This window comes from Phascolarctobacterium sp. ET69 (genome assembly GCF_023336935.1).
Lineage (GTDB): Bacteria > Bacillota > Negativicutes > Acidaminococcales > Acidaminococcaceae > Fusicatenibacter_A > Fusicatenibacter_A intestinipullorum.
The window spans coordinates 59,895-83,963 of the sequence record NZ_JAMBLR010000005.1; the positions used below are offsets into that span (position 1 = coordinate 59,895).

The window sequence follows — 24,069 nt, forward strand, 5'->3', positions numbered from 1 at the left end:
GGCTCACCTCTTTTACAAGTCTTCGCTGATATGCTTAAACTCCATTGTGATGGAGGTTCCTTCTCCTATTTTAGATTGTATGTCAAATTTATCACTGCATTTCATCATGTTGGGCAGGCCCATACCGGCGCCAAACCCCATCTGGCGGATATAATCCGGCGCTGTCGACCAGCCCTCCTGCATGGCAAGCTTAATATCCGGTATGCCGGGGCCGTGGTCGGTAATGTTTATTACGGTATGGTCCTGAAAAATTTCCGCAGCAACCTTGCCGCCGCCGGCGTGAATAAGCACGTTCATTTCCGCCTCATAAGTACCGATGGCTATGCGGCGCACAATATCTGCCGGTATGCCTATTTTTTGCAGCATGCGCTTAATGCCGCTCGAGGCTTCCCCGGCACGGTCAAAATCGCCGCCAGCTACGTCATAGCTTATTTTTACAGATTTAGCCTCCGTCATAACCCGCAGCCCCCTTTTTCCTGCGAACATCCGCGCAGCCCGGCCACATATAACAGCCCGCAGGCTTCAAACAGAGTGCAGTTTGTTGAAAGCACCGGCATCTGCGCTTCACGCGCAAAGTCCAGAAAATCCGGCCCGGGCAGCTTGCCGCGTACTATAATAATGCCGCACAAATCGGTAATACCCGCCGTACGGATAACCTGCATATTTGTAAGGCCTGTACACAAAAGGGTATTGCATTTGGTAAAAGCCAGCACATCACTCATAAGGTCGCTGCCGCAGCAGGTTTCAACGTGGCGTTCCATCAATTCTTCTCCCACAAGGATTTTTGCTTTTAAAACCCTCTGTACATCCTTTAAATTCATTTTTCCCTCCATAAAAATTAAAAATTTTCTGATTTTATTGTAGCGTGTCTGTCCCGGTATGTAAAGCAATTTTCTGCCGCCCGCTGCGGCTCAGTCTGTTTAAAAGGCTGCACTGCATCATTACCATCGACACGCACCAGAACAAAAGTCCCATATCCATATTAAAGTATACATGGTCGGTAAGGCCGCCTGCCAAAATGCCAACCAACGCCGCCAGATACCCCTGCCCTACGGCGCGCAGCCACGGGCGCACGCCTTTTGCTGCCAGTTTAAAGGCATGCCAGGCAAAAACTGCAAGCACCAGCACAAAAACAATCAGCCCGTGCCAGCCAAGTTCTGCCAGAATATTAAGCATCAGGTTATGGCAGTGGTACATAATTACATTGGGGTTGTTCAAATAAAAATCGTATTCCGGGTAAATATACTGAAACCCGTACCAGCCTACGCCGTATGGGTGTTCTTCTATAATAAAAAGCGTGCTTTTAAGGTAGGCAAAGCGCAGCGCCACGGAGGTATCCTGCGTGCCGAAAATAGACATCAGCCTGTGCCATACCGCACCGTGCATAAAATATACGCCGCCTGCCGCGCAAACTGCCAGCGGAATGAGCCATTTGCGCCAGAAAAACAAAAAGTAAAAAATCATGGCGCAGGCGCAGGCCACCCAGTTGCCGCGCGAAAAAGTATAAACAAGGCTTATGCCAAGCACTGCTGCCAGCACCAGTAAAAAGCCGCGTATTTTACCTGTTGTTATTTTTATAAACGGCACGGCTGTGCTTAAAAGCAGCACCAGATAACCGGCAAAAATGTTGGGGTTAATTAAAGTGCCGACAACGCGTGTTTTAAGTTCTGGAAACTGCGAAGGGTCTACCCACGGGTCGGTAGGCACAACGCCGGTAAAATGCTGGTAAACGCCAAGCATGCCGTTGACAAAGCCTGCCAGCAAAAGCACGGCCAAAAGCAGCAAAGGGCGCGGCCATTCGCGGGGTTTCTGCCAGTCAAAATCAAGTTTGCCGTCGCCGCCATAGTGCAGCACAAGCCATACCAAAAGCACGTACTGCCCCACAACATAGCCAAAATTATAGGCCGAAACGGCACTATCTGCCGAAAAGCGCAGCGAATACCAGGTAATTGCCAAAAGCAGGTATAAAAGCCCCTGCTGCACACGCGGCAGCACAGGCACGCGCTTTAATTTGCGGTACTTAACGGCCACCGCCAGGCCCGCAAAAAAAGTTACCGCCACCATCAGCAGCGTAAACACCTGGTTTACCGGAATTACTGCCGCCGTAAAAAGCAGCAGCAAAAATACATATTTTTCTGCACTGTGGTATTTGGCAACGCCGCCCATTAATTGCACCTTGCCTTTTCTTCCATTAATCTTGTTTTAAACGTGCCTACCAAATATAACGAACCGCAAATAACTACAACGCCGCCGCTGCCGGCTTCGTTAACCGCCTCAAGGTACGCCTCATAAACGTCACTGCGCGGCGCGGCGTTAGCGCCGATAATATTTGCCAGCTCCTGCGGCTTTGCAGCCCGTTCGCCGCCGTCTGCCGGTACGGTGTAAACCAAATCCATCGGGCGCACAATGGTATGCAGAACTTGCTGCATATCCTTATCCCCCATCATACCGATAACAAAAATGCGTTTCTGATTCGGATAAAATTTATCAAGCGCCTTGCGCAGCGCTTCCGCACCGTTGGGGTTATGCGCGCCGTCTAAAATAACATCCGGCTTTTCGCCAATGCGCTCCAGCCTTCCGGGCCAGAAGGTATTGGCAACGCCGATATGCAGCGCAAGTTCGTTAATGCGGTCATCCTGCTTGGAAACAAGTTTTGCCGCCACAATCGCCACAGAAGCATTGGCAATCTGATGTTCACCGGCCAGTTTAATGGTGTAGTCGCTGCTGTAAACATCGCCTGCATGCAGGGTAAAGGTCTGCCCGTCCATCGTGCTTTCTTTTTCTTCGCCCCAAAAAGCGCGCCCGTAAATATACACCGGTGCCTGCTTAAACATGCTTACGGCGCGGATAGGCCCAATGGCGTCGTCACCCGCAGCTGCTGTAACAACAGGCACTTTTTCTTTTATAATGCCTGCCTTCTGCATGGCAATGCGCTCTATGGTAGTGCCGAGCTTGTCGCAGTGGTCAAGCGCCACATTGGTAATAACGCTTACCACCGGCGTAATTACGTTAGTGCTGTCCCACAGGCCGCCAAGCCCTACTTCTATAACGGCATAATCAACTTTTTCCAAAGCAAAATGCAAAAAAGCCGCCGCCGTTAAAACTTCAAACTGAGTGGGCTGTTCGCACACGCCCTTGGCAACAATGCTGTCTGCCGCCCGCTTAACGGCGCTTATAACCAGTGCAAAAGCCTCGTCCGTAATATCGTTATTGTTAATGCTGATACGTTCATTGTATTTTACAAGATGCGGCGAAATAAACTTGCCGGTTTTTAAATTACCTGCCAAAAGAATATTGGCAATCATGCTGCTAACGGAACCTTTGCCGTTGGTTCCCGTTACATGCACGCTTTTAAATTTATCCTGCGGATTGTCAAGTTCTTTTAAAAGCGCTTCAATGCGCTCCATGCCAAGTTTAATGCCAAATTTTCCAAGGCTGTCCAAATAAGCCAAACTTTCATTATAATTCATTGCTATTCTCCTGGTTATGTTAATATATGCAAAACGGCACGGCCAAAACTGCCGTGCCGTTTCAACCCTTTATTTAATTTTACTTTAATTCTGCCAAATATGCCATACGTTTTTTCACGGCTTCAATTTTACCGCTTAATTCTTCATATTTAGCACGCTCTTTGGCAATAACGTCTTCCGGCGCTTTAGCCAAAAATCCTGCATTGTTCAGTTTTCCGCCAGCGCGCTGCAAATCTTTTTCCATTGCGGCAAGTTCTTTGCTCAGGCGCTGGGTTTCTTTTTCAACATCAATCAAACCGGCTAAAGGCAGGTATACTTCAATGCCGGTTACAACGGCTGCCATGGCGTTTTCCGGTTTTTCGCCGTTAAGCGGGCGCAGCTCAAGGTTATCAATGCCGCCCAGCAGTTTAATGTAGCTGTCGTTATGGGCAACAACCTCGCGCAAATCTTCGCTTACAAGCATAATTGCCGGAATTTTTTTGCCCGGGTTGGCATTAACTTCGGCGCGCATATTGCGGATAGCCTTAATGCTGTCCATAATGGCGTTCATGCCGCGTTCTGCTTCGGGGTCAACCAGGCTTTCGTCAGCCACAGGCCATTTGGAAATCATAATGCTTTCCGCTTCGTGCGGCAGGCACTGGTAAATTTCCTCGGTAATAAACGGCATGTACGGATGCAAAAGCTTCATGGCAGATACCAGCACGGTTGCCAGTACATGCTGCGCGGTTGCGCGTTCAGCCGCAGCTTCTTTGTTGTAAAGGCGCGGTTTGGCAATTTCAATGTACCAGTCGCAAACTTCGCTCCAGATAAAATCGTAAATGGCGCGTCCTGCTTCGCCAAGCTCAAAGCGTTCCAACAGGCCGGTAACGTCTTTAACGGTATCCTGCAAACGCGAAAGAATCCATTTATCAGCCAGCGTATAAGGCGCAAGTTCTGCGTCCTTGTCGTAGCCTTCCATATTCATCAGCGCAAAGCGCGATGCGTTCCAAATCTTGTTGGCAAAGTTGCGGGTGCCTTCCACGCGTTCCCAGTAAAAACGCATATCGTTGCCCGGAGTGTTGCCGGTAATAAGCATAAAGCGCAGGGTATCGGCGCCGTATTTTTCAATAACTTCCAGCGGGTCGATGCCGTTGCCGAGCGATTTACTCATCTTGCGTCCCTGGCTGTCGCGCACAAGGCCGTGGATGAATACTTTTTCAAACGGAATTTCCTTCATAAATTCCATGCCCATAATCAGCATGCGCGCAACCCAGAAGAAAATAATATCGTAACCGGTTACAAGCACGCTGGTAGGATAGAACTGTTTAAGCAATTCGGTGTTGTCCGGCCAGCCCATGGTAGAGAATGGCCACAGGGCGGAACTGAACCAGGTGTCCAGTGCGTCCTCGTCCTGATGGATATGCGTGCTGCCGCATTTCGGGCATTTTTCAAGGTCGGTGCGGCTGGCGCTCATTTCGCCGCAGTCATCGCAGTACCAAACAGGAATGCGGTGGCCCCACCAAATCTGGCGGCTGATGCACCAGTCGTGAATGTTTTCCATCCAGCCGGTGTAGTTTTTGGTAAAGCGTTCCGGCACAAACTGGGTGCGGCCGTCGGTAACGCAGTCCACAGCGGCTTTTACAAGCGGCTGCATTTTTACAAACCACTGAGTGGAAACAAGCGGCTCTACAATATTATGGCAGCGCTGGCAATGGCCAACTGCGTGGCTGTGTTCTTCTATTTTAACAAGGTAGCCTTCTTCTTTTAAACGCGCAACAATCTGTTTGCGGCATTCGTAGCGTTCCAAACCGGCAAACGGGCCTGCTTCTTCCGTCATAACGCCGTCTTTGCCGATAACAACAATCTCCGGCAGGTTATGGCGCAGGCCCATTTCATAGTCGTTGGGGTCATGCGAAGGGGTAATTTTTACAGCGCCGGTACCGAATTTGGTATCAACATAGCTGTCGGCAATTACCGGAATTTCGCGGTTCAAAATAGGCAGGCGCAAAGTTTTGCCGATAAGTTTTGCATAGCGTTCGTCTTCCGGGTTAACTGCAACCGCGGTATCGCCGGGAATAGTTTCCGGACGGGTGGTGGCAATGGTTAAATAGGTATCTTCTTCGCCAACAACCGGGTAGCGTACATACCACAAATGGCCCGGAGTATCTTCGTGTTCAACTTCGATATCGCTTAAAGCGGTATGGCAGTTAACGCACCAGTTGGTAATACGGGTGCCTTTATAAATAAGCCCTTTTTCAAACAGGCTTACAAAAGTTTCGCGTACGGCGCGGCTGCACCCTTCGTCCATTGTAAAGCGCTTGCGTTCCCAGTCGCACGAAATGCCCAGGCATTTTAACTGGTTAATAATACGGTCGCCGTATTCTTCCTTCCAAGCCCAAACACGTTTTACAAATTCTTCGCGGCCAAGGTCAAAACGGGTTTTGCCTTCTTCTTTTTTCAGCACTTCTTCTACTTTAATCTGAGTGGCAAGGCCTGCATGGTCATAACCGGGCATCCATAAAGTGTTGTCGCCCATCATGCGGTGCCAGCGGATTAAAATATCCTGCAAAGTGTTGTCAAGCGCATGGCCCATGTGCAGCTTACCGGTAATGTTCGGAGGCGGAATTACAATGCTGAACGGCTTTTTGCCCGGTTCCGGCTCTGCATGGAAATATCTGTTCTTTTCCCAAAATTCATACCATTTCTTTTCAACAGAAGCGGGGTCATAAACTTTGGGGATGTTGTGTTCTTCTGTCATGTTTATTCCTCCAGTCATAAATTTGCAAAAGTAATAAAAAACGTCCTGTTTATTACAAACAGGACGACAAAATCGCGGTACCACCTATCTTCCCGGCCAAAGCCGGACACCTTGAAACGCTTAACGCACGCTTACGGGCAAGCTTACTTTCAGTTCAGCCTGCCAACTCCCGGACTACTTCAAAGCCATTGCTTTAGGCACGTTGCAGCCGTGCGCGCCCTCTCTGCAAAAGCCTGTGCTTTTACTACTTCCGTTCATAGTTATTAACAGTATTTTGATAGTTAATATCTTATCAATTTCAAGGCGCGCTGTCAAGCGCAGAACAGGGTTATAAAGTTATTTTGTTTTACCGGCAGGTTCGTGGCAATGGCAGCAGCCGCCGCTTTCGCAGCCGGAACAGCCACCGCCCGGGCAGCCTATACATTCGCCGCGGCGGAATTTTTTCCAGCAATAGCGCGCCGCCATAAAAATTGCAGCAAGTAAAACAGCACTGATAATCCATGTAGCCACAGCTGTTTGCTCCTTTCTTTAAAAGACGCTGTAAACTGCGCAGGAACAAAGCCCGCGCAGTTTACGTTTTAACATTATTATATCACAAAGGTTTTAATTAAGCATTTACCGAACGCAGGGATTCTTTTGCTTTCGGCGCCGGGCGGAACATCATGTACAGCATGATGAGCGCAACCACGCAGGCGGCAGCAGTCATGCCTGTAAAGGCTTCGCCCATAATAAGCACAAGCCCGAACTGATAAATCATAAAGGTCATGGCATAAGCAAATACGTTCTGGAAGATGATGGCAAACCAAAGCCATTTGCGGCTGCCAAGCTCTTTGTTCATGGTGGTAATTGCTGCCAGGCACGGGCTGTCAAGCAGGTTGAACACCAGGAAGCTGAACGCCGCCATCGGGTTTTGGAACATGCCCATGGTTGCTGCCCACAGGCTTGCATCGTCTTCGGCAAGTTCGCCAACGCCAATCAATACGCCGATGGTGCTGACAATGGCTTCCTTGGCAACGAAGCCGGAGATAGAAGCCGCAACAGCCTGCCATTCGCCGAAGCCCAGCGGTGCAAAAATCCAGGCGATTGCCCCGCCCATGGAAGCGATAAAGCTGTCTTCAGGTTCTACCATGCCGTAACCTTCTGCGCCAATGCCGTAAGTGGAAAGATACCACATTACCACGCAGACAAGGAACAGAACGGTTGCAACCTTTTTAATGAAGGCAAAGCAGCGTTCCCATGTATGCAGCAATACGTTTTTTGCAGCCGGAATATGGTACTGCGGCAGTTCCATAACAAACGGTGCAGGGTCGCCTGCAAACATTTCGGTTTTCTTTAAAATCAGGCAGGAAAATATAACGGAAATAATACCGATGAAGTACATAATCGGTGCCATGTACCAGTCGCCGCCCATAATTGCACCGGCAATCAAAGCGATAACCGGCAGCTTGGCGCCGCAGGGAATAAAGGTTGTCGTCATAATCGTCATACGGCGGTCGGTTTCAGTTTCGATAGTGCGGGTTGCCAGAATACCGGGCACGCCGCAGCCGGAGGAAATAAGGAACGGAATGAAGCTCTTGCCGGACAGGCCGAATTTATGGAAAATACGGTCCATAATAAACGCGATACGCGCCATATAACCGCAGTCCTCAAGCAATGCCAGCAGGAAGAACATAATTGCCATCTGCGGCACAAAGCCAATCGGTGCGCCAAGGCCGCCGATAATGCCGTCAACCACCAGCGATACCTGCCATTCGGCAGCACCGGCATTTTCCATAGCTTCCTGTACGGAAGGCATAATCATTTCGCCGAACAGCACATCATTAGTCCAGTCGGTAACATCCGTGCCGATTGTAGTAACGGCAATATAATAAACAAAGAACATTACGGCTGCAAAAATAGGCAGAGCCAAAATGCGGTTCGTAACAATCTGGTCAATCTTATCGGAAGTAGTCATGCCTACTTTAACTTTTTTAACGCAATCGGCCATTAAGCCGGTAATGTAATCATAACGGGCGTTGGTAATGATGCTTTCGCAGTCGTCATCAAGCTTTTCCTCAACGCCGGCAATAATTTTTTCAAGCTGCTTTTGAATAACATCCGGCAGATTATATTTAGCCCATACTTCGCGGTCGCGCTCAAACAATTTAACAAGCGTCCATCTTGCACCGGTTTCCGGCAGGGAACTGCCCATAATGTATTTAATTTCTTCCAGCGCTTTTTCAACATCAGCGTTAAAATGCAAGGGTTTGCACTCAACGGTTTTGGCTTTGGCCATTTCAACGGCTTTGGCGGCAGCTTCTTTCAGCCCCAGCCCGCTTAAAGCGGAAGTTTCAACAACCGGGCAGCCAAGCTTTCTGCCAAGCGCCGCAGTATCAATTTTATCGCCGTTTTTACGGACAATATCAATCATATTCAGCGCAATAACAACAGGCACGCCCATTTCAAGCAGCTGGGTTGTTAAATACAGGTTGCGTTCAATGTTGGAACCGTCCACCAGGTTTAAAATAACATCAGGATGTTCATTAATAATATAATTACGGGAAACAACTTCCTCCAAAGTATACGGAGAAAGCGAATAAATACCCGGCAGGTCGGTAACAATTACATCGCTGTAACCTTTCAGCCTGCCTTCTTTTTTCTCAACAGTAACGCCCGGCCAGTTGCCAACATACTGGTTTGCACCGGTTAAATTGTTAAACATGGTTGTTTTGCCGCAGTTAGGGTTGCCAACCAATGCAATTTTTACAGCCACTTCAATCCCTCCTCAAATCATTCAACCACAATGTTTTCAGCTTCACCTTTGCGCAGCGAAAGCTCGTAGCCCCTTACAGTTACTTCAATAGGGTCACCGAGCGGCGCAACCTTACGCACATAAATTTCTGTGCCCTTGGTAATGCCCATATCCATAATACGGCGTCTTACAGCGCCTTCTCCCCCAAGCCGGCTTACTTTAACAGTCTGGCCGCACTCAACATTTTTAAGCGTTTTCATGGCATACCTCCGTTAAATCATTATTTTTGAAGCAAGATCTTTGTTTAAAGCAACACGCGCGTCTTTAACATTGACGATTAAATTTCCGGCAAGTTTGGATACGACGGTAATAGCTGCCCCTTCTACAAACCCCATGCTTTCCAAAAAACGTACTGTTTCATTTCTTCCGCGTACGGCTTTAATGGTGTTTACCTCGCCGGTTGCGGCAAAAGTCAACGGCATAATTGGAACCATCCCCTTCTTCTGTATAGCCGGAGCTAACCTTATATTGCTTTTTAAGTTAGTTTATTCTAACTTTCTTTGCAAATTGTAGTTTACTACCGCTAACAAGTTTTGTCAATAAGTTTTAGTAAACTTTTTTGTAAATAAACTTTTACAAAACATACTTGACAAAAAAACAAAGCCTTATTACAATTTAGTTAATCTTTTTGCACTGCAACTACAGTACAAGCTGATCAGGCCGTAAAATCGGCCGGGCCTTACGGCAGCAGATTATCCTACATCTGCGGGACAGGAGTAGTTCCGCAGATGTATTTTGTTTTAAGGAGAAATTTAAATGCAGCAAGACCAATCTTTAAATCAAACCCTTGCCCTCAGCACGGTAAAAAAAGGCATTGCCCTTAACGTGTTTCTGGCAGCCTCCAAATTTGCCGCAGGCATTTTGGGCCATTCGGCCGCCCTTGTTTCGGATGCAGTCGATTCGGCGTCTGATATTTTCAGCAACCTTATTGTTATGGCCGGCATAAAAATATCGCACAAAGCCTCCGATATGGAACATCAGTACGGACACGAACGCATGGAATGTGTTGCCTCCATCATCATGTCGGCGCTTCTGGCACTGGCAGGTGCGGGCATCGGCTTTGCCGGAATACAAAAAATACTGCACTTTTCCGCCGAAGGCGAACTGGCCGCACCGGACGGCATAACGCTTGCCGTTGCAGCCCTTGCCATTATAAGCAAGGAAGGCATGTACTGGTACACCCGCAGCGTAGCAAAAAAAATAAACAGCGGCGCGCTTTTGGCAGACGCCCTGCACCACCGCAACGACGCCTTAACCTCAGTCGGCAGCCTTATCGGCATCAGCGGAGCCATGCTTGGCTACCCCATTTTTGACCCGCTGGCCGCCATTGCCATTTGCCTGATGATTATTAAAGGCGCATACGATGTTTTTACAGACGCTATCGACCGTATGGTAGACCGCAGCTGCGACGAAGAAACCGTTGAACAAATGCAGGAGCTTATTGCCGCGCAAAAAGGCGTAGACCATGTAGACAAACTGCAAACGCGCATTTTTGGCTCGCGCGTATATGTGGATGTTGAAATAAGCGCAGATGACCACTTAACCCTTGTTGAAGCACACGCCATTGCCGAAAACATTCACGAGCAGATAGAAAAACAGTTTCCGGAAGTTAAGCACTGCATGGTGCATATTAACCCCTGCAGCGAAACGCACCATAATTTTTAAACAGCTTATCAAGCAAAATAAAAAGCCTGTACGGCGTTCAGCACTGTACAGGCATAATATATAATTTGACTTTTTTACTGTGTTTGTTATAATAAATATAGAAATAACAAATGTGCTGCCGATAGACGGTTAGCCGCAAATTTATAACTTGGTTATTGATAACCGTCACAAATTGGGCTTGTGGCGGTTATCTGTTTTTCCGTGATATATCTTTTCCCAGGGAATAACCCACAGAAAAGATTGTTACTGTATAGCCTATTACAGCTAACAGCGATAATATATCCACGCTATTCCCCTCCTCAATAGTATTTCCGTCAAGCGGATTCTATATTACCGGAGGGTCACAGTCCCTCCGCAGAGGGCTAACCGCCTACCGTTATGGCAGCACATTTGCCTGTTTATTTTAACAAAAAACTATACTTATGTAAAGATAATAAGCATGCCGCTGTTATACAGCAGCATGCTTATTTATTTTTTATTCACTATCAACGAAACGGAAGGCTGGCTCATATTAAACAAATTAGCCAAAAATAATTGTGATAAACCTTCTTCGTGGTACAGGCGGTAAATTTCTTCGTTGCGCCCATCACGGTTTTTAAAAGGGGTTATCTCCACTGTTTTGCCATCGACCTTATAACCGTAATCGCACAAAACTACTATCATATAGTCGCCGTCAGGCTTTTGTGCTTTAATCTCCCAGCAGCGCATACCGTTTTTGCCGCGCGGCATATAGTTAACGTATTCTGCCGTACAGTTACCGGCAATTTGCTTAAATTTTGCTTCGTTAAAAGGTACTTTTGCCATAATTATCATCTTTTTATGTATAACATAATATTAAAATACAGTAAAAAATAAGAAAGTTTGCACTGTTCGGCTCTGCAAAAATGCTGCGGCTCCTCCGATTCCGTCCTGGCACAGCACCGGACTCTCTAAAGCAATTACCTTAAATTAAGCCGCCGCAGTTTTTGCATGCCGCCTTACAGTACAAATCTTTCTTAAACTATATAAGCTGTCTTAATTACCTTACATTAAAAATCAAATCTTACACCGGCATTCCACTGCCACGGAGTTTCAATATCTCCGCCGTATGTTTTTTCCACATCAAAATACAGGTGCGAATTTTCACTGAGGTTGATGTTGGTGCCAATGCCTACTTCAAACCAGCCGCCGCCAAGGTCCTGGTCATAAACGGCATTGTTTTTGCCGTCTGTCATTTTTACATTGGTATCTCCGTCAAAATCGTACAGATAGCTTGCTTTTACATATACATTGCCTGCACCAATATCTTTGCCTGCCGCAAAGCCCAAACGCCCTACTACGCTGTCCATTGCGTCCTGCGTTACTCTTACGTCACGGCTCGTGGTATAGTTAGCACTGCTTAAATGACCGTAAGTTAACTGTACCTGCGGCTCTACCCAAAAATCATTGCCAGCTTCAATACGTTTGCCATATTCAGCGCTGAAGGCATAACCGTTGTTTCTGTAATCGCCGGTGCTTTCAATGCCGCTGCATCCAAATACATCAAATTCGTTATCCAAACGTGCGTATTTAGCGCTTAAATCAACATATTGTCCGTCGTCAGCAACGTAAGTACCGTATACGGTAAAGCCGGTGGACTGGTTTTCACCACTGCCGGTTGCAAAGCTGCTCTTGCCTTCGGTACGGCTGATGGCGCCGCCGATATACCAGTTGCTGTCGCCTACTTTTTCATCATAGCCTAACTGATAAGTGCTGTACTGGTTTTTAATATCCATATCGCCGTATTTGCTTTCGCCGCGTTTCATGCGTGCCCAAATACCTGCTTCGCCGTTACTGCTGCGCAGTTCACCCATACGCTGGTGCATTTCGTCATTTTCTGCACGCCATGCCATAAAGGCTACATTGGCAAGTTCGGTAATGCCTTCGTTGGCAATATGCCCTTTTTCAATAACAGTATTAGCTATAATATTGCCATATTCATCTACCAATGCAGTAGTTTCGCCTATAATACCACTTTCCTGTGCAAGTACGCTGTCTAACTGATTACCATTTGTAATTTCAACAGTATCTGCTAAATCCTGCAAGCTACCAGCAAGGTCGTTTCTGTTAAACTGGCTGGTTGCTTCACTTGTGCCTGTAACCTGCAAGCCGGTGCTGTGATTGGTGCCGATAGTAACTTGCGCTTTATCAAGGCTGTCTAGCGTAATATTGTTATTTTCACCATTTAAAGTGCCAATATTCATTTTGCCTTCGTTAATAATGCTGGAATTAGTACCGGTTAAAGCATCAACTGTAAAACTACCAAAAGCGCTTGTCCAATCGCCGCTATTAGTTTGTCTATCTGCGTTTTCTAACGTAGCACCATCTTCTAAAGTAATAGTTCCTGCTTTAAAAGATGAATTTTCTCCGCCATTATTTGTAATGCTCAATTTACCATTAACTGTTACTGTACCAACATTAATAGCAGTATCATTTGTAGAATTATCCCAATCCCACGCTTCTATTGCACCATTGCCGTCCACATTAACACTATCAATTTTAATGCTTGTACCGCCAGCCTGCAATGAAGCGTCATCACCATTAAGGTTTACAGTTGTTAATTTTACAGCTCCCGTATTATCACGGAATTGAATATTATCGTTAACATTTACAGTATTAAGTGTAAGCTTACTGCCATCGGCGTTAACTTCAACAGTATCATTTACAGTTAATTCATTAATCTCGGCAGTACCATTAATTTTAGTATAACCTTGAACAATAACTTCCTTCGCTTTTATAAATGAATTTTCATCAGCTGACGATAAACTGGAGTTTCTGCTTGAAGTACCGGTTACAGTCAACGTTCCGTTCACAGTAACTTTGCCTTGGTTATTTAAAGTACCATATACATTTTCTTCAACACTAATTTCAGAACCAGCTCTATTTATGATATACAAATCCTTTTTATCACCATTAATGCTGCCTTTAATGGTTAGTGTGGCTTTATTAGTTCCATCACCATTTATCATAGAAGATTGTACATTTAAATTTTTTGCTTCAAAGCTTCCAAAATTTTTTAACTGCCCATCCCATGTAACATTTTGTGTCGTCCCGGTAACAGTTACATCACCGCTTACAGTAACAGTTCCGCCAACATTATTGGTTACTTTTTTACCGGTAATAGAAGCAGCTTCGGTAGTTCCGTTATTAGTAAAATTAGCTTCAGTTGAAACAGCAGCATCAGTTGCTGTTAAAGTACCACTATTAGTAATATTACCGACGGCACTCATACTATCGGTAACTTTAATAGTTGCACCTATATCATTGTTGATATAACCAGTAGCGATAATAGTATCTGCAACAAACTCTCCATTATGTGCGTCACCTTTATTATCTCCCCAGTTATCTAAATTATTAAATTCAGCAGAACCGGTAACGGCAATTTTATTACTGTTAACCACGTTGCCAGATACGTTTAAACTGCCAACAGTAATAGTACTATTATACGTACTTGTTCCATTTGTTAAATTACCGGTTGTAACCAAACTTCCAATATCCTGAATAGTACCTCTATTAGTCAGATTTTGATTAACAGTTAAACTTGCCGCATTTTTTATACCAGCTTCATTTTCAACAGTTAAAGTATCTACGCCTTTATAAACGATAGTATCTTCGGCATTAATACCAGTTATTGTTTCACCGTTTACATATTTACTATCAATAGTAATTTCATTCGCACTTACAACGCCATACGGCATTGCCAAAATTAAACCAAGGGTAATACTTTTTGCCAACAGCTTATTGCTTTTCATAAATTAACATCCCTTTCATCATCTTTAAGATTTTTTAATATTTATTTATAAACAACTCGCTTACTGAAATTATACCATACCTTTACCCCCCCGCAAGACGCTTACTAAATAAATAATCCGTACTGTACGTTGTCTTGCGCACCGGTAACTTTTTTTGTAAAGCCAAAACTTTTAATTTAACATATAAAAATTTTTAAAACAAGGTCTTTACAAATCGCCAAACATTCCGTTATAATCTTGCTTACGCCGCTTTTGCGTGGCCACGGTAAAGCTGGTAAGTTTAAAATTTGGAGGTTTTTGTGATTCAAAGAAAAAATTTGTCATCTTTCAGCCAAATACCGGGCAGGGTTTTAAAATCTGCCGTGCCGGAAATGGATATTATTCCCAAAACCGTACGCCACAAAACTTTTACCACTTTGGCAAATAAAACAAAAAGTTTAATTACTGCTGCCCAAAATGGCAATAAACAGGCTTTGGAACAGCTTTGCCTTGCTTTTGAGCCTTTGTTCCACAGTGAAATGCGCCGCGATATGTTCTACAATGCCCTTGGCTTTGATGAAGGTTTAAGCCTTGCAAGGTTAAAGTTTATTGAGCTTGTATTAACATACAACGGCGCTGATTACGAGCATTTTGCAGGATATGTTAGATGCCGTATTCACTTTGCACTATATGACGAAGTTAAAAAAGTTTGGGCGGATGAAAATAAAAAAGCGCCCCTGCCCGACAGTAAGGCAGAAGGCGCTGAGTTCAGCGACGATGTTATTGAACGTGAGGAATTAAGTATTTTATTGAAACTGGCACTTAATAAGTTAAGCGCCAAACAGCAAAAAACTATTAACGCTTTATATTTTGAAGGCTTAAGCGGCAAAGAAACAGCCAGATTATTAAACTGCACGCCTGCCATGGTTACCAAACACCATAAACAGGCTCTTAAAAATTTAAGGTATAAAGTTTCATAATAAAAATAAAAAAGGTTGTACTGTATGGCTTTTGCCAGCCGGTACAACCTTTTTTGTTAGTTTGTTATTTTGCGGCAATTACTTCAATTTCGCAAAGTACGCCTTTGGGTATGCCTTTAACGGCAACGCAGCTGCGTGCGGGTTTGCCTGTAAAATATTTGGCATAAACTTCGTTAAAAGCGGCAAAGTCTGCCATATCTGCCAAAAAGCAGGTGGTTTTTACTACGTTTTCGTAGCCAAGGCCTGCTTCTGCCAAAATTGCGCCTACATTTTTGCAGCTTTGTTCTGCTTGTGCGGTAATGCCTTCCGGCACTTCGCCGGTAGCAGGGTCAACAGGAATCTGCCCGGAAGCAAAAAGCATGCCGCCAATTTCAATTGCCTGAGAGTATGGGCCAATAGCGGCCGGAGCTTTTTCGGTAGAAATTACTTTCATTTTAAAACCTCCTGAAAATATTTTTTCTGTTTTAAGTATAACAGCAAAAGAGATTTTGCTCAACTTTTTGCGGCAAAATAAAACAGCCGCCGTAAAAACACGGCGGCCAAAGCAGCACCTGCACCCCAACGGGCACTGCAAGAGGAGTAGAGAATGAGTATCTGAGAATGTTAAATGAATTTTAAAAATCAATATTCCAACCTGCGCAGGCAAGATAAAAACCCGTCTTTCCAAAACGAAAAGACGGGTTCAGATAATTACAATCAAGAGGCCCTGCCACTCTCACATAAACAAAGCCGGTTGGTTAGTAAACATCTCCTTCCTGTCTCCCGCAGGTCAAGCAGTGATGCTTATACAGGCTGGGTGACCGGCTCCGGCTTTTATTGCCGTTACGGCGACGGGATCGCATCGGATTTGCACCGATAAACATTTAAACAGTTACTGTACCTGTACGAAATATTGATTTGTTGCCCTAATTATAACTATTACTAATAGTGTTGTCAAGCCTTTTGGTAAAAATTTACCATTTTTATTTTTGCGTTATAATATCCTAATTGATATTATTTATCTTTAAAGTACCACGTCAGCCCCATTGGCACGGTGATATTTAAAATAAGCATTCTAACCAGCTGATAGGTTAAAATTATCGAAACGTTTTCGCCCATGCTCATGCCTGCAAGGCACATTTCGGCAATGCCGCCGGGGGCCATTGCCAAAAAGGCGGTTATAAGCGAAAAGCCGTAAATACCGGAAAGATAGTAGGCCATGGCAACGCTGACAGCAATAATTATTAAGATGCCTGTTATTATAAACGGCATAAGGCGGGCAGTTTCTTTTATGCGCGCAGGATCAAGCAGCATGCCCATGTACAGGCCGATGCTTATTTGCGCAACCGTCATGAGAGGGTCGGGCACGGGCTGAAAGGTGCCGAAGAAGTATGAGCAGGCAGACGCGGCGATCGTTGGCCCCAACAGGCGCGGCGTTGGTATATGCAGCTTTTGCAGAACAACAGCGCCAATTGCTGCGATAGGCACCATCCACAGCCAGGTGTAGCCACCTGTTTGTGCTGCCGGAAGTGCGGTGTCTTTTATTTCTGCACCAAGGCCATGCACAACCAGAAACGGTACGATGATAATGGCGCTCATGAGGCGCAGGGTTTGCATTACCATTACCACGCTGAAATCAACGCGCTTGTCGGTTTCGCTCATAAGCATCATCTGCGTAAGCCCGCCGGGCATACAGCCCATTACGCAGCTTTGCAGATTGGCGTAGCTGTGGCGTGATGTCCACCACGCTATAATAACCGAAGCGCCTACGGCGGCGCCGGTTGCTTCAAGCACACCAAGCGACTGCATGGAAAGTTCGTGCATGGTTTCTGCCGTAAAGTTGCGCCCAATGCCGTAACCGGCTACGCAAAGGCCCAGTTCGCGCCACTGGCGCGGCCAATATACCTGTGCGCCTATAACTTTCCAGAACATGGATGATACTATGCCGCCGAGCAAAAACGGTATAGGTATTGCCATGTATTGAAAAAGAAAGCCTATAAGCACTGCCAGCCCGAACATCATCAGGCGCCTTACATGCAGCATTATGTCAAAAATCCCCATACAAACCACTCCCTACAATCTGTGCGCTTACAAAATCATCTGTGGTTTTCCAGTGCCGTCATAATACGGTTAATAAGTTCACTGCGCATAGTGTTCTGCGTTACCGAATAAGTTATAATGCGGCTGTCATCAAGCCCAAGTTCGCGTTTAAAAAGTGCTTTCTGAGCCATGGCTGCATTTTTGGAAAGTTTATCGGCTTTGGTGAGAATAATCTGCACGTTAAGGCCGCAGCCCAGCAGCCAGTGGTAACACTCTATGTCGCTTTCCATCGGCTTATGGCGGATATCAATCAGCTGGCATACTAATGCCAGGTTGTCCGAACCTGAAAGATATTTGCTGATAAAGCCGGACCATAAATCTTTATTGGATTTGCCTGTTTTGGCAAAGCCGTAACCGGGCAAATCGACAAGGTAAAACTGTGCTGTATCGGCGCCGCCTTCTACATTGCGTTTGGCATTCAGCAAATAGTAGTTAATTGTTTGCGTTTTGCCGGGGGTGGCGCTTACGCGTGCCAGCCCGTTGCGGCGGCAGAGCGAGTTAATAAGAGAAGATTTGCCGACATTGGAGCGCCCGATAAAGGCGGCTTCAATCATTTGCGGCGAAGGGTACTGTTCTGCCTTAACGGCAGACGTGACAAACTGCGCACGGACTATGTCCCAAACTCCTTTGTTCATCGCGTTAATCCTCCAATGCTATTTTTAACACCTCGTCCATATGTTTTACGGGAATAAAGTGCATTTTTGCACGTACGTTTGCGGGCAGTTCTTCCAAATCCTGCTCGTTTTTAGCCGGCATAATTATGGTTTTTACGCCGTAGCGGTGGGCAGCCAGGAATTTTTCCTTAATACCGCCAACCGGAAGCACTCTGCCGGAAAGCGTTATTTCGCCAGTCATGGCAAGGTTCTTTTTAACTTTGCGGCCCGTTAACGCCGATATCATTGCCGTTGCCATGGTAATGCCGGCCGAAGGCCCGTCTTTAGGTATTGCGCCTTCCGGAAGGTGAATATGAATATCGGTAGTTTCGTAAAAATCTTTGTCAAGGCCAAGTTCATCTGCGCGCGAACGGATGTAGGTATAACCCGCCTGGGCAGATTCTTTCATAACGTCGCCAAGCTGGCCCGTTAACGCAAGATGCCCCTTGCCTTTGCAGGCCACAACTTCTACCTTAAGCAGTTCGCCGCCGACGCGGGTCCACGCAAGGCCGGTGCAGATGCCGGCTGCTGCTTCAAGGCTTACATCATCTTCCAGATAAATTACTTTGCCGAGATATTTATGTAAATTTTTAGCTGTTACTTTTGCGCTTTTGGCTTCGCCGTTAACAATGCGCAGAGCGGTTTTACGGCAGACTGCCGCAATTTTGCGTTCCAGATTGCGCACGCCTGCTTCGCGCGTATAGCCGCGTATAATCATGCGCAGCGCATCTTCCGTTATGGAAAGCGTTTTGGCAGTTAAGCCGTTATTCTGGCGTTCTTTCGGCAAAAGATGCAGTTCGGCAATTTTTACCTTTTCATCTTCGGTATAACTGGAAAGCTGCACCACTTCCATACGGTCGAGCAGTGCGGGCGGAATTGTTTCCACGGTGTTGGCCGTTACAATCCAGAATACCTGCGACAAGTCGAAAGGTATTTCAACATAATGGTCGCTGAAGGTGTTGTTCTGTTCCGGGTCTAAAACTTCAAGCAGTGCGGAAGCAGGGTCGCCGCGGAAATCGGACGACATTTTGTCCACTTCGTCCAGCAGGAAAACCGGGTTCATAACGCCGCAGGTTTGCATGCCGTGAATAATGCGGCCCGGCATTGCGCCGATATAGGTGCGGCGGTGGCCGCGGATTTCGGCTTCGTCATGCACGCCGCCCAGCGACATGCGTGTAAATTTGCGGTCGATAGCGCGGGCAACAGACTGCGCCAGTGAAGTTTTGCCCACGCCCGGCGGCCCGACGAGGCACAAAATAGGCCCTTTGCCGCTTTTGGTAAGAGCACGCACCGCAAGGTATTCCAAAATGCGCTCTTTAACTTTTTCAAGGCCGTAGTGGTCTTTGTTAAGCACTTTTTCGGCGTGTTTTAAATCAAAGTTATCCTTGCCGTAAATACCCCACGGCAAAGCAAGAAGCGTTTCCACATAATTGCGGATAACGCCGCTTTCTGCCATCATCGGCGGCATTTTATACAAGCGGTCAAGCTCTTTGTTAATTTTATCTGCTACTTCGGGCGGCAGGTCGCGGCCTTCCATCTGTTTTTTATATTCGTCAACTTCGGCCTTGCGTTCGTCGCCTTCGCCAAGCTCTTTGTTAATAACCTTAATTTGCTCGCGCAGATAATATTCACGCTGGTTTTTTTCTATTTGTTTGCGTACTTCCTGCGTAATGTTTTTTTCGAGTTCGGCAATTTCAAGTTCTTTGCACAAAAAAGTATGCAGCTTGTGCATACGCTCTTTTACATCGGCAAGTTCCAGCAGTTCTTCTTTTTCGTCAATGCTGATTGTTAAATAACCGGCAATGATATCGGCAATTTCACCGGCGGTAGTTATGTTTTTAAAGTTAAGCATAACTTCGGTGGTTACTTTTTTGCCGGTAATAAGCCATTTTTCAAAGCTTTGCAGCAGCACGCGGCGCATAGCTTCGGTTTCGGAATTTTCTTCCGGCTCAACGCTGGCTACCGGCATGGCAAAACCTTCAAGGTAAGTATCTTTAAAAGGTGCGTCAATTAACGAAGTAAGTTCTGCCCTTTCAAGCCCCTGAATTAAAATACGGATTGCACCGCTCGGCAGTTTTAAAAGCTGCTTAATTTCGGCAACAACGCCATAATTATACAGTTCTTCGCGTTTCGGGTCTGCGGTTTCGGCATCGCGCTGAGTTACCAGCAGTATTTTTTTATCAAGCTGCATGGCAGCATTAACCGCATTTATTGATTTATCCCTGCCTACATCAAGGTTTACCGTCATTCCCGGGAATACGATAATTCCTCTTAACGCCAGCAGGGGCATTAATTTTCCTGATGCTTCCATTTATATTAGCATCCCCCTATTTTATATTAAAATTCAAATCTCTTATAATTGTATCACAAAAGGCCCATAAAACCAAAAAGAGGGAAGGTTAAAATCCCCTTCCCCCATTATTTTTCTTTCAGCCTGCCGCTACAATCATTTTAGGTTCTGCATGATTGCGGATGGAATCGGCCGTTACAATACATTTTACAACATCACTGCGCGAAGGCACGTCGTACATTACATTGCGCATTACCGCTTCAATAATGGCGCGCAGTCCACGCGCACCGGCACTGCGTTTCAGTGCTTCTTCGGCAATGGCGTCCAGTGCATCCGGCTCAAATTCAAGTTCTACATTGTCCATTGCCAAAAAGTGCTGATACTGTTTTACCAGTGCGTTTTTAGGCTCCTGCAAAATCTTAATCAGCGCAGCCTTGTCCAGTGCTTCAAGCGTTACAACAACCGGCAGGCGTCCGGCAAATTCCGGTATCAAACCAAACTTCATCAAATCTTCCGGCAGTACCTTTTTAAAGGTATCCGTCAGGCTGATTTCGTCCTTGGTTTTAATATCGGCGCCAAAGCCCATATTCTTTTTGCCCGTGCGTGCGCTGATGATGCTTTCCAGTCCGTCAAACGCGCCGCCACAGATGAACAGAATATTTGTGGTATCAATCTGCAAAAATTCCTGATGCGGATGTTTGCGCCCGCCCTGCGGCGGAACGTTGGCAACAGTGCCTTCCAGAATTTTCAGCAGAGCCTGCTGTACGCCTTCGCCGGAAACATCCCTCGTAATGGAAGGATTTTCGGACTTGCGCGAAATTTTGTCAATTTCATCAATGTAGATAATGCCGCGCTGTGCGCGTTCAATATCGTAATCTGCATTTTGGATTAAACGCAGCAGAATGTTCTCCACGTCCTCGCCTACATAACCGGCCTCCGTTAAAGCGGTGGCATCGGCAATGGCGAAAGGAACCTGCAATATTTTTGCCAGAGTCTGCGCCAGCAGTGTTTTGCCGCTGCCGGTAGGCCCAAGCATTAAAATGTTGGATTTTTGCAGTTCAACATCCTTGTCGCCGGGAACATGGTTAAGTTCGTAGTCAATGCGTTTATAATGGTTGTAAACGGCTACGGCAAGGGTTTTTTTAGCTTCTTCCTGACCGATTACATATTCATCCAAAATTGCTTTTATTTCTTTGGGTTTGGGCAGTTCGGCAATTTCAGTATGGTTTACAGCCCTTGCCCGCATTTCTTCTTCAAGCATTTCATTGCAGAGTTTTATACACTCATCGCAAATAAACAAATCACCTTCGCCAAGCACTTTGCTGAACATTTTGCTGACCTGCGCTTCGCGCTTGCCGCAAAAAGAGCAAACCGGGGCATCGTGGTGATTGTCCCCACCGAATTTCATTTTGAGTATCTCCTTAAAGCCTTTATTTTTCATTAGCAGGTTTACGCGATACCACTTCGTCAATCAGGCCGTATTCTTTGGCCTGCTGGCTGCTCATGTAGTTATCGCGGTCAGTATCCTGCGCAATCTTTTCTTTGGTTTGTCCGGTATGGCTGGCTAAAATACCGTTCATTTCATCACGGAGGCGCAGAATTTCGCGCGCGGTGATTTCAATTTCGGAAGCCTGCCCCTGAACGCCGCCCAGCGGCTGATGAATCATAACTCTGGAGTACGGCAGGGCAAAACGTTTGCCCGGAGCACCAGCAGCCAGAAGCACGGATGCCATGCTGGCGGCCATGCCCATGCAGATTGTGGAAACATCAGGCTTTATGTACTGCATTGTATCATAAATTGCCAGGCCGGCGCTTACGCTGCCGCCCGGGCTGTTAATGTAGAGATGGATATCCTTATCGGGGTCTTCCGACTCTAAAAAGAGCAGCTGGGCGATAACGAGATTGGCCATAGTATCATCTATTTCGCCGGTAACAAAAACTATCCTGTCCTTTAAAAGGCGGGAATATATATCGTAAGAGCGTTCTCCGCGGTTTGACTGTTCTACAACTATTGGCACATAATTCATTATTGTCACACCCCTTTACTGTGGTTTAACCGCGCTTAAATTATTTTGCGCTGTCAATGATTACATGGGCAGCTTTGCGGCGCAGAATGTTTGCGAGCAGCAGGCCCATAGTGCCATTGGATTTAATGATTTTCTTAACGTCTTCAAGAGTTGCGCCATGCTGGGAAGCGATAGCGGAAAGTTCGCTGTCAACATCTTCCATGGATACCTGGATGTTTTCAGCTTTGGCAATAGCGTCAAGAACGAGGTCGGTTTTAACGTTTTCAACAGCAGCGTCATGCTGGCGTTCACGAAGCTGTTTCATGTCGATGCCGCTGTACTGCATGTACTGTTCCAGAGTGAGTTTGCGTGCTTCAAGGCTCATGCGCATTTCGTCAATCATCTGGGTTACGCGGTCTTCAATCATAATTTCGGGAACTTCAAATTCCGCATTGGCAACTGCAAGGTCAATCAATGCTTTTTCATAAGCAATCTGGGCATTGTTTTCAGCTGCTTTCTGCATGCGTTCTTTGTAGCTTGCGCGCAGTTCTTCAACAGTTTTGCAATCGCTGTTTGCTGCTACATATTCATCGGTAAGTTCCGGCAGTTCTTTGCGTTTTACATCCTGTACGTTTACTTTGAAAATTGCCTGTTTGCCGGCCAGTTCTTTAACAAAGTATTCTTCCGGGAAGGTTACGTCCACATCGGTGGAATCGCCTTTTTTAAGGCCTACAAGCTGGTCTTCGAAGCCGGGGATAAAGGAGTTGGAGCCAACTTCCAGAGGATAGCCTTTGCCTTCGCCGCCGCTGAACGGTTCGCCGTCAACAGTGCCTGCAAAGTCGATAATGGCAAAGTCGCCTTTTTCAATTACGGCGCCTTCTTCAGCTTCTACCATTTTTGCATGGCGGCTGCGCAGGCCCTGTACCTGTTCTTCAACTGCTTCGTCGGTAACTTCAACTGCTTCTTTTTCTACATGCAGTTCTTTGTAATCGCCAAGTTTAACTTCCGGTTTGAGGGTTACTTTAATGGTAAGTTCCATATCTTTGTTTTCTTCAAATACAGAATCTTCAACCTTCGGGTCGGATACCGGAATCAGTTTTTCCTGTTCCAGAGCTTCGGTATAGCACTGGTTAGCAACCAGTTCAAATGCTTCTTGTTTTACTGCTTCTTTGCCATAATGCATTTCGATAATATTGCGGGGGGCTTTGCCTTTACGGAAGCCGGGGATATTTACCTGGCCTGCAATTTTTGCAACGGCTTTTTTAAAGCCTTTGTTTACTTCCTCTGCGGGCAAAGTGATTTTAAGAGTTGCGTCGTTGCCGACTCTTTCTACTGTTACGTTCATTAATAAATCCTCCCTTAATTATATGTGCTGATTATTACAGCATGTTTTTTACATTAGTTTTATTGTTAAAAATGCAGCTGTTTACACACATTGCTCATAATATAATATCACAACCAGCGGTACTTGACAAGAATTTTACTGCTATTCCTACAATATATCATTATTCTTTTCTGAATAAATTCAAAAAACCCGGCAGTAAACTGCCGGGCTGACAATTCATGGAGCGGAAAACGAGATTCGAACTCGCGACCCCCTCCTTGGCAAGGAGGTGCTCTACCACTGAGCTATTTCCGCGTCTCTCAAC

Annotated in this window: 20 protein-coding genes, 1 tRNA gene, 2 riboswitches and 1 other annotated feature; of the genes, 2 read left to right on the plus strand and 19 right to left on the minus strand. The window is 46.0% G+C overall.

Annotation, left to right across the window (positions count from 1 at the left end; translation table 11 throughout):
- Positions 1-12 precede the first annotated feature (12 nt).
- The 9 genes from M3079_RS07825 to M3079_RS07865 form a co-directional block, all read right to left on the minus strand.
- Entirely contained in the window at positions 13-456 is a 444-nt protein-coding gene (locus M3079_RS07825) for an ATP-binding protein (RefSeq protein WP_021715631.1), read from the minus strand.
- Positions 453-821, minus strand: a complete 369-nt coding sequence (locus tag M3079_RS07830) for a DRTGG domain-containing protein (protein ID WP_249078503.1) — start codon at positions 819-821, stop codon at positions 453-455. The genes M3079_RS07825 and M3079_RS07830 overlap by 4 nt, the downstream gene beginning before the upstream one ends.
- A 34-nt stretch (positions 822-855) precedes the next feature.
- Positions 856-2,166, minus strand: a complete 1,311-nt coding sequence (locus M3079_RS07835) for an O-antigen ligase family protein (RefSeq protein WP_249078551.1) — start codon at positions 2,164-2,166, stop codon at positions 856-858.
- On the minus strand, positions 2,166-3,470 hold the full coding sequence (locus M3079_RS07840) for a folylpolyglutamate synthase/dihydrofolate synthase family protein (RefSeq protein WP_249078505.1): 1,305 nt from the start codon (positions 3,468-3,470) through the stop codon (positions 2,166-2,168). Before M3079_RS07840 ends, M3079_RS07835 begins: the two co-directional genes overlap by 1 nt.
- 79 nt (positions 3,471-3,549) lie before the next feature.
- On the minus strand, positions 3,550-6,207 hold the full coding sequence (locus M3079_RS07845; protein ID WP_249078507.1) for a valine--tRNA ligase: 2,658 nt from the start codon (positions 6,205-6,207) through the stop codon (positions 3,550-3,552).
- A 56-nt stretch (positions 6,208-6,263) separates the two neighbouring features.
- Positions 6,264-6,474 (minus strand) — a binding site (T-box leader).
- Between the two features lie 69 nt (positions 6,475-6,543).
- Positions 6,544-6,717: a FeoB-associated Cys-rich membrane protein gene (locus M3079_RS07850; RefSeq protein ID WP_249078509.1), complete on the minus strand. Its 174-nt coding sequence runs from the start codon at positions 6,715-6,717 to the stop codon at positions 6,544-6,546.
- A 97-nt stretch (positions 6,718-6,814) separates the two neighbouring features.
- Entirely contained in the window at positions 6,815-8,959 is a 2,145-nt protein-coding gene (feoB, locus tag M3079_RS07855; protein WP_249078511.1) for a ferrous iron transport protein B, read from the minus strand.
- Between the two features lie 17 nt (positions 8,960-8,976).
- Positions 8,977-9,198, minus strand: coding sequence for a ferrous iron transport protein A (locus M3079_RS07860; RefSeq protein ID WP_249078513.1), 222 nt, complete (start codon positions 9,196-9,198; stop codon positions 8,977-8,979).
- A 12-nt stretch (positions 9,199-9,210) separates the two neighbouring features.
- Positions 9,211-9,420 (minus strand): FeoA family protein, encoded by a 210-nt coding sequence (locus M3079_RS07865; RefSeq protein ID WP_021715625.1) that lies wholly within the window; start codon positions 9,418-9,420, stop codon positions 9,211-9,213.
- A 219-nt stretch (positions 9,421-9,639) separates the two neighbouring features.
- Positions 9,640-9,714, plus strand: a riboswitch (NiCo riboswitch).
- A 40-nt stretch (positions 9,715-9,754) separates the two neighbouring features.
- On the opposite strand from M3079_RS07865, the gene M3079_RS07870 reads away from it, so the two are divergent.
- The gene (locus tag M3079_RS07870; protein WP_249078514.1) at positions 9,755-10,663 is read left to right on the plus strand and encodes a cation diffusion facilitator family transporter; all 909 of its coding nucleotides are present in this window, start codon (positions 9,755-9,757) and stop codon (positions 10,661-10,663) included.
- Positions 10,664-11,131: 468 nt separating this feature from the next.
- Here the strand turns inward: M3079_RS07870 and M3079_RS07875 are convergent, their stop codons facing one another.
- Entirely contained in the window at positions 11,132-11,467 is a 336-nt protein-coding gene (locus M3079_RS07875; RefSeq protein WP_249078517.1) for a helix-turn-helix domain-containing protein, read from the minus strand.
- Between the two features lie 224 nt (positions 11,468-11,691).
- The gene (locus M3079_RS07880) at positions 11,692-14,433 is read right to left on the minus strand and encodes an autotransporter outer membrane beta-barrel domain-containing protein (protein WP_249078519.1); all 2,742 of its coding nucleotides are present in this window, start codon (positions 14,431-14,433) and stop codon (positions 11,692-11,694) included.
- Positions 14,434-14,732: 299 nt separating this feature from the next.
- On the opposite strand from M3079_RS07880, the gene M3079_RS07885 reads away from it, so the two are divergent.
- A complete protein-coding gene (locus M3079_RS07885) occupies positions 14,733-15,392 on the plus strand; it encodes a sigma-70 family RNA polymerase sigma factor (RefSeq protein WP_249078521.1) in 660 nt (219 codons plus the stop codon).
- A gap of 64 nt (positions 15,393-15,456) precedes the next feature.
- On the opposite strand, the gene M3079_RS07890 is transcribed toward M3079_RS07885, so the two are convergent.
- The 8 genes from M3079_RS07890 to M3079_RS07925 form a co-directional block, all read right to left on the minus strand.
- A complete protein-coding gene (locus M3079_RS07890; protein WP_021715623.1) occupies positions 15,457-15,825 on the minus strand; it encodes a RidA family protein in 369 nt (122 codons plus the stop codon).
- A gap of 339 nt (positions 15,826-16,164) precedes the next feature.
- A riboswitch (cobalamin riboswitch) is annotated at positions 16,165-16,291 on the minus strand.
- A gap of 94 nt (positions 16,292-16,385) precedes the next feature.
- Positions 16,386-17,432, minus strand: a complete 1,047-nt coding sequence (locus M3079_RS07895) for an AbrB family transcriptional regulator (RefSeq protein ID WP_249078522.1) — start codon at positions 17,430-17,432, stop codon at positions 16,386-16,388.
- A 35-nt stretch (positions 17,433-17,467) separates the two neighbouring features.
- Positions 17,468-18,106 carry a ribosome biogenesis GTP-binding protein YihA/YsxC gene (yihA, locus tag M3079_RS07900; RefSeq protein WP_021715621.1) on the minus strand — a complete coding sequence of 213 codons (639 nt, stop codon included), beginning with the start codon at positions 18,104-18,106 and terminating at the stop codon, positions 17,468-17,470.
- 4 nt (positions 18,107-18,110) lie between these two features.
- Positions 18,111-20,435: an endopeptidase La gene (gene lon, locus M3079_RS07905; RefSeq protein ID WP_249078524.1), complete on the minus strand. Its 2,325-nt coding sequence runs from the start codon at positions 20,433-20,435 to the stop codon at positions 18,111-18,113.
- A gap of 118 nt (positions 20,436-20,553) precedes the next feature.
- The gene (gene clpX, locus M3079_RS07910; RefSeq protein ID WP_021715619.1) at positions 20,554-21,822 is read right to left on the minus strand and encodes an ATP-dependent Clp protease ATP-binding subunit ClpX; all 1,269 of its coding nucleotides are present in this window, start codon (positions 21,820-21,822) and stop codon (positions 20,554-20,556) included.
- 22 nt (positions 21,823-21,844) lie between these two features.
- Positions 21,845-22,441 (minus strand): ATP-dependent Clp endopeptidase proteolytic subunit ClpP, encoded by a 597-nt coding sequence (clpP, locus tag M3079_RS07915; RefSeq protein ID WP_021715618.1) that lies wholly within the window; start codon positions 22,439-22,441, stop codon positions 21,845-21,847.
- Positions 22,442-22,481: 40 nt separating this feature from the next.
- Positions 22,482-23,765 carry a trigger factor gene (gene tig, locus M3079_RS07920; RefSeq protein ID WP_021715617.1) on the minus strand — a complete coding sequence of 428 codons (1,284 nt, stop codon included), beginning with the start codon at positions 23,763-23,765 and terminating at the stop codon, positions 22,482-22,484.
- 219 nt (positions 23,766-23,984) lie between these two features.
- Positions 23,985-24,059 (minus strand) — tRNA-Gly (locus tag M3079_RS07925).
- Positions 24,060-24,069: the final 10 nt, after the last annotated feature.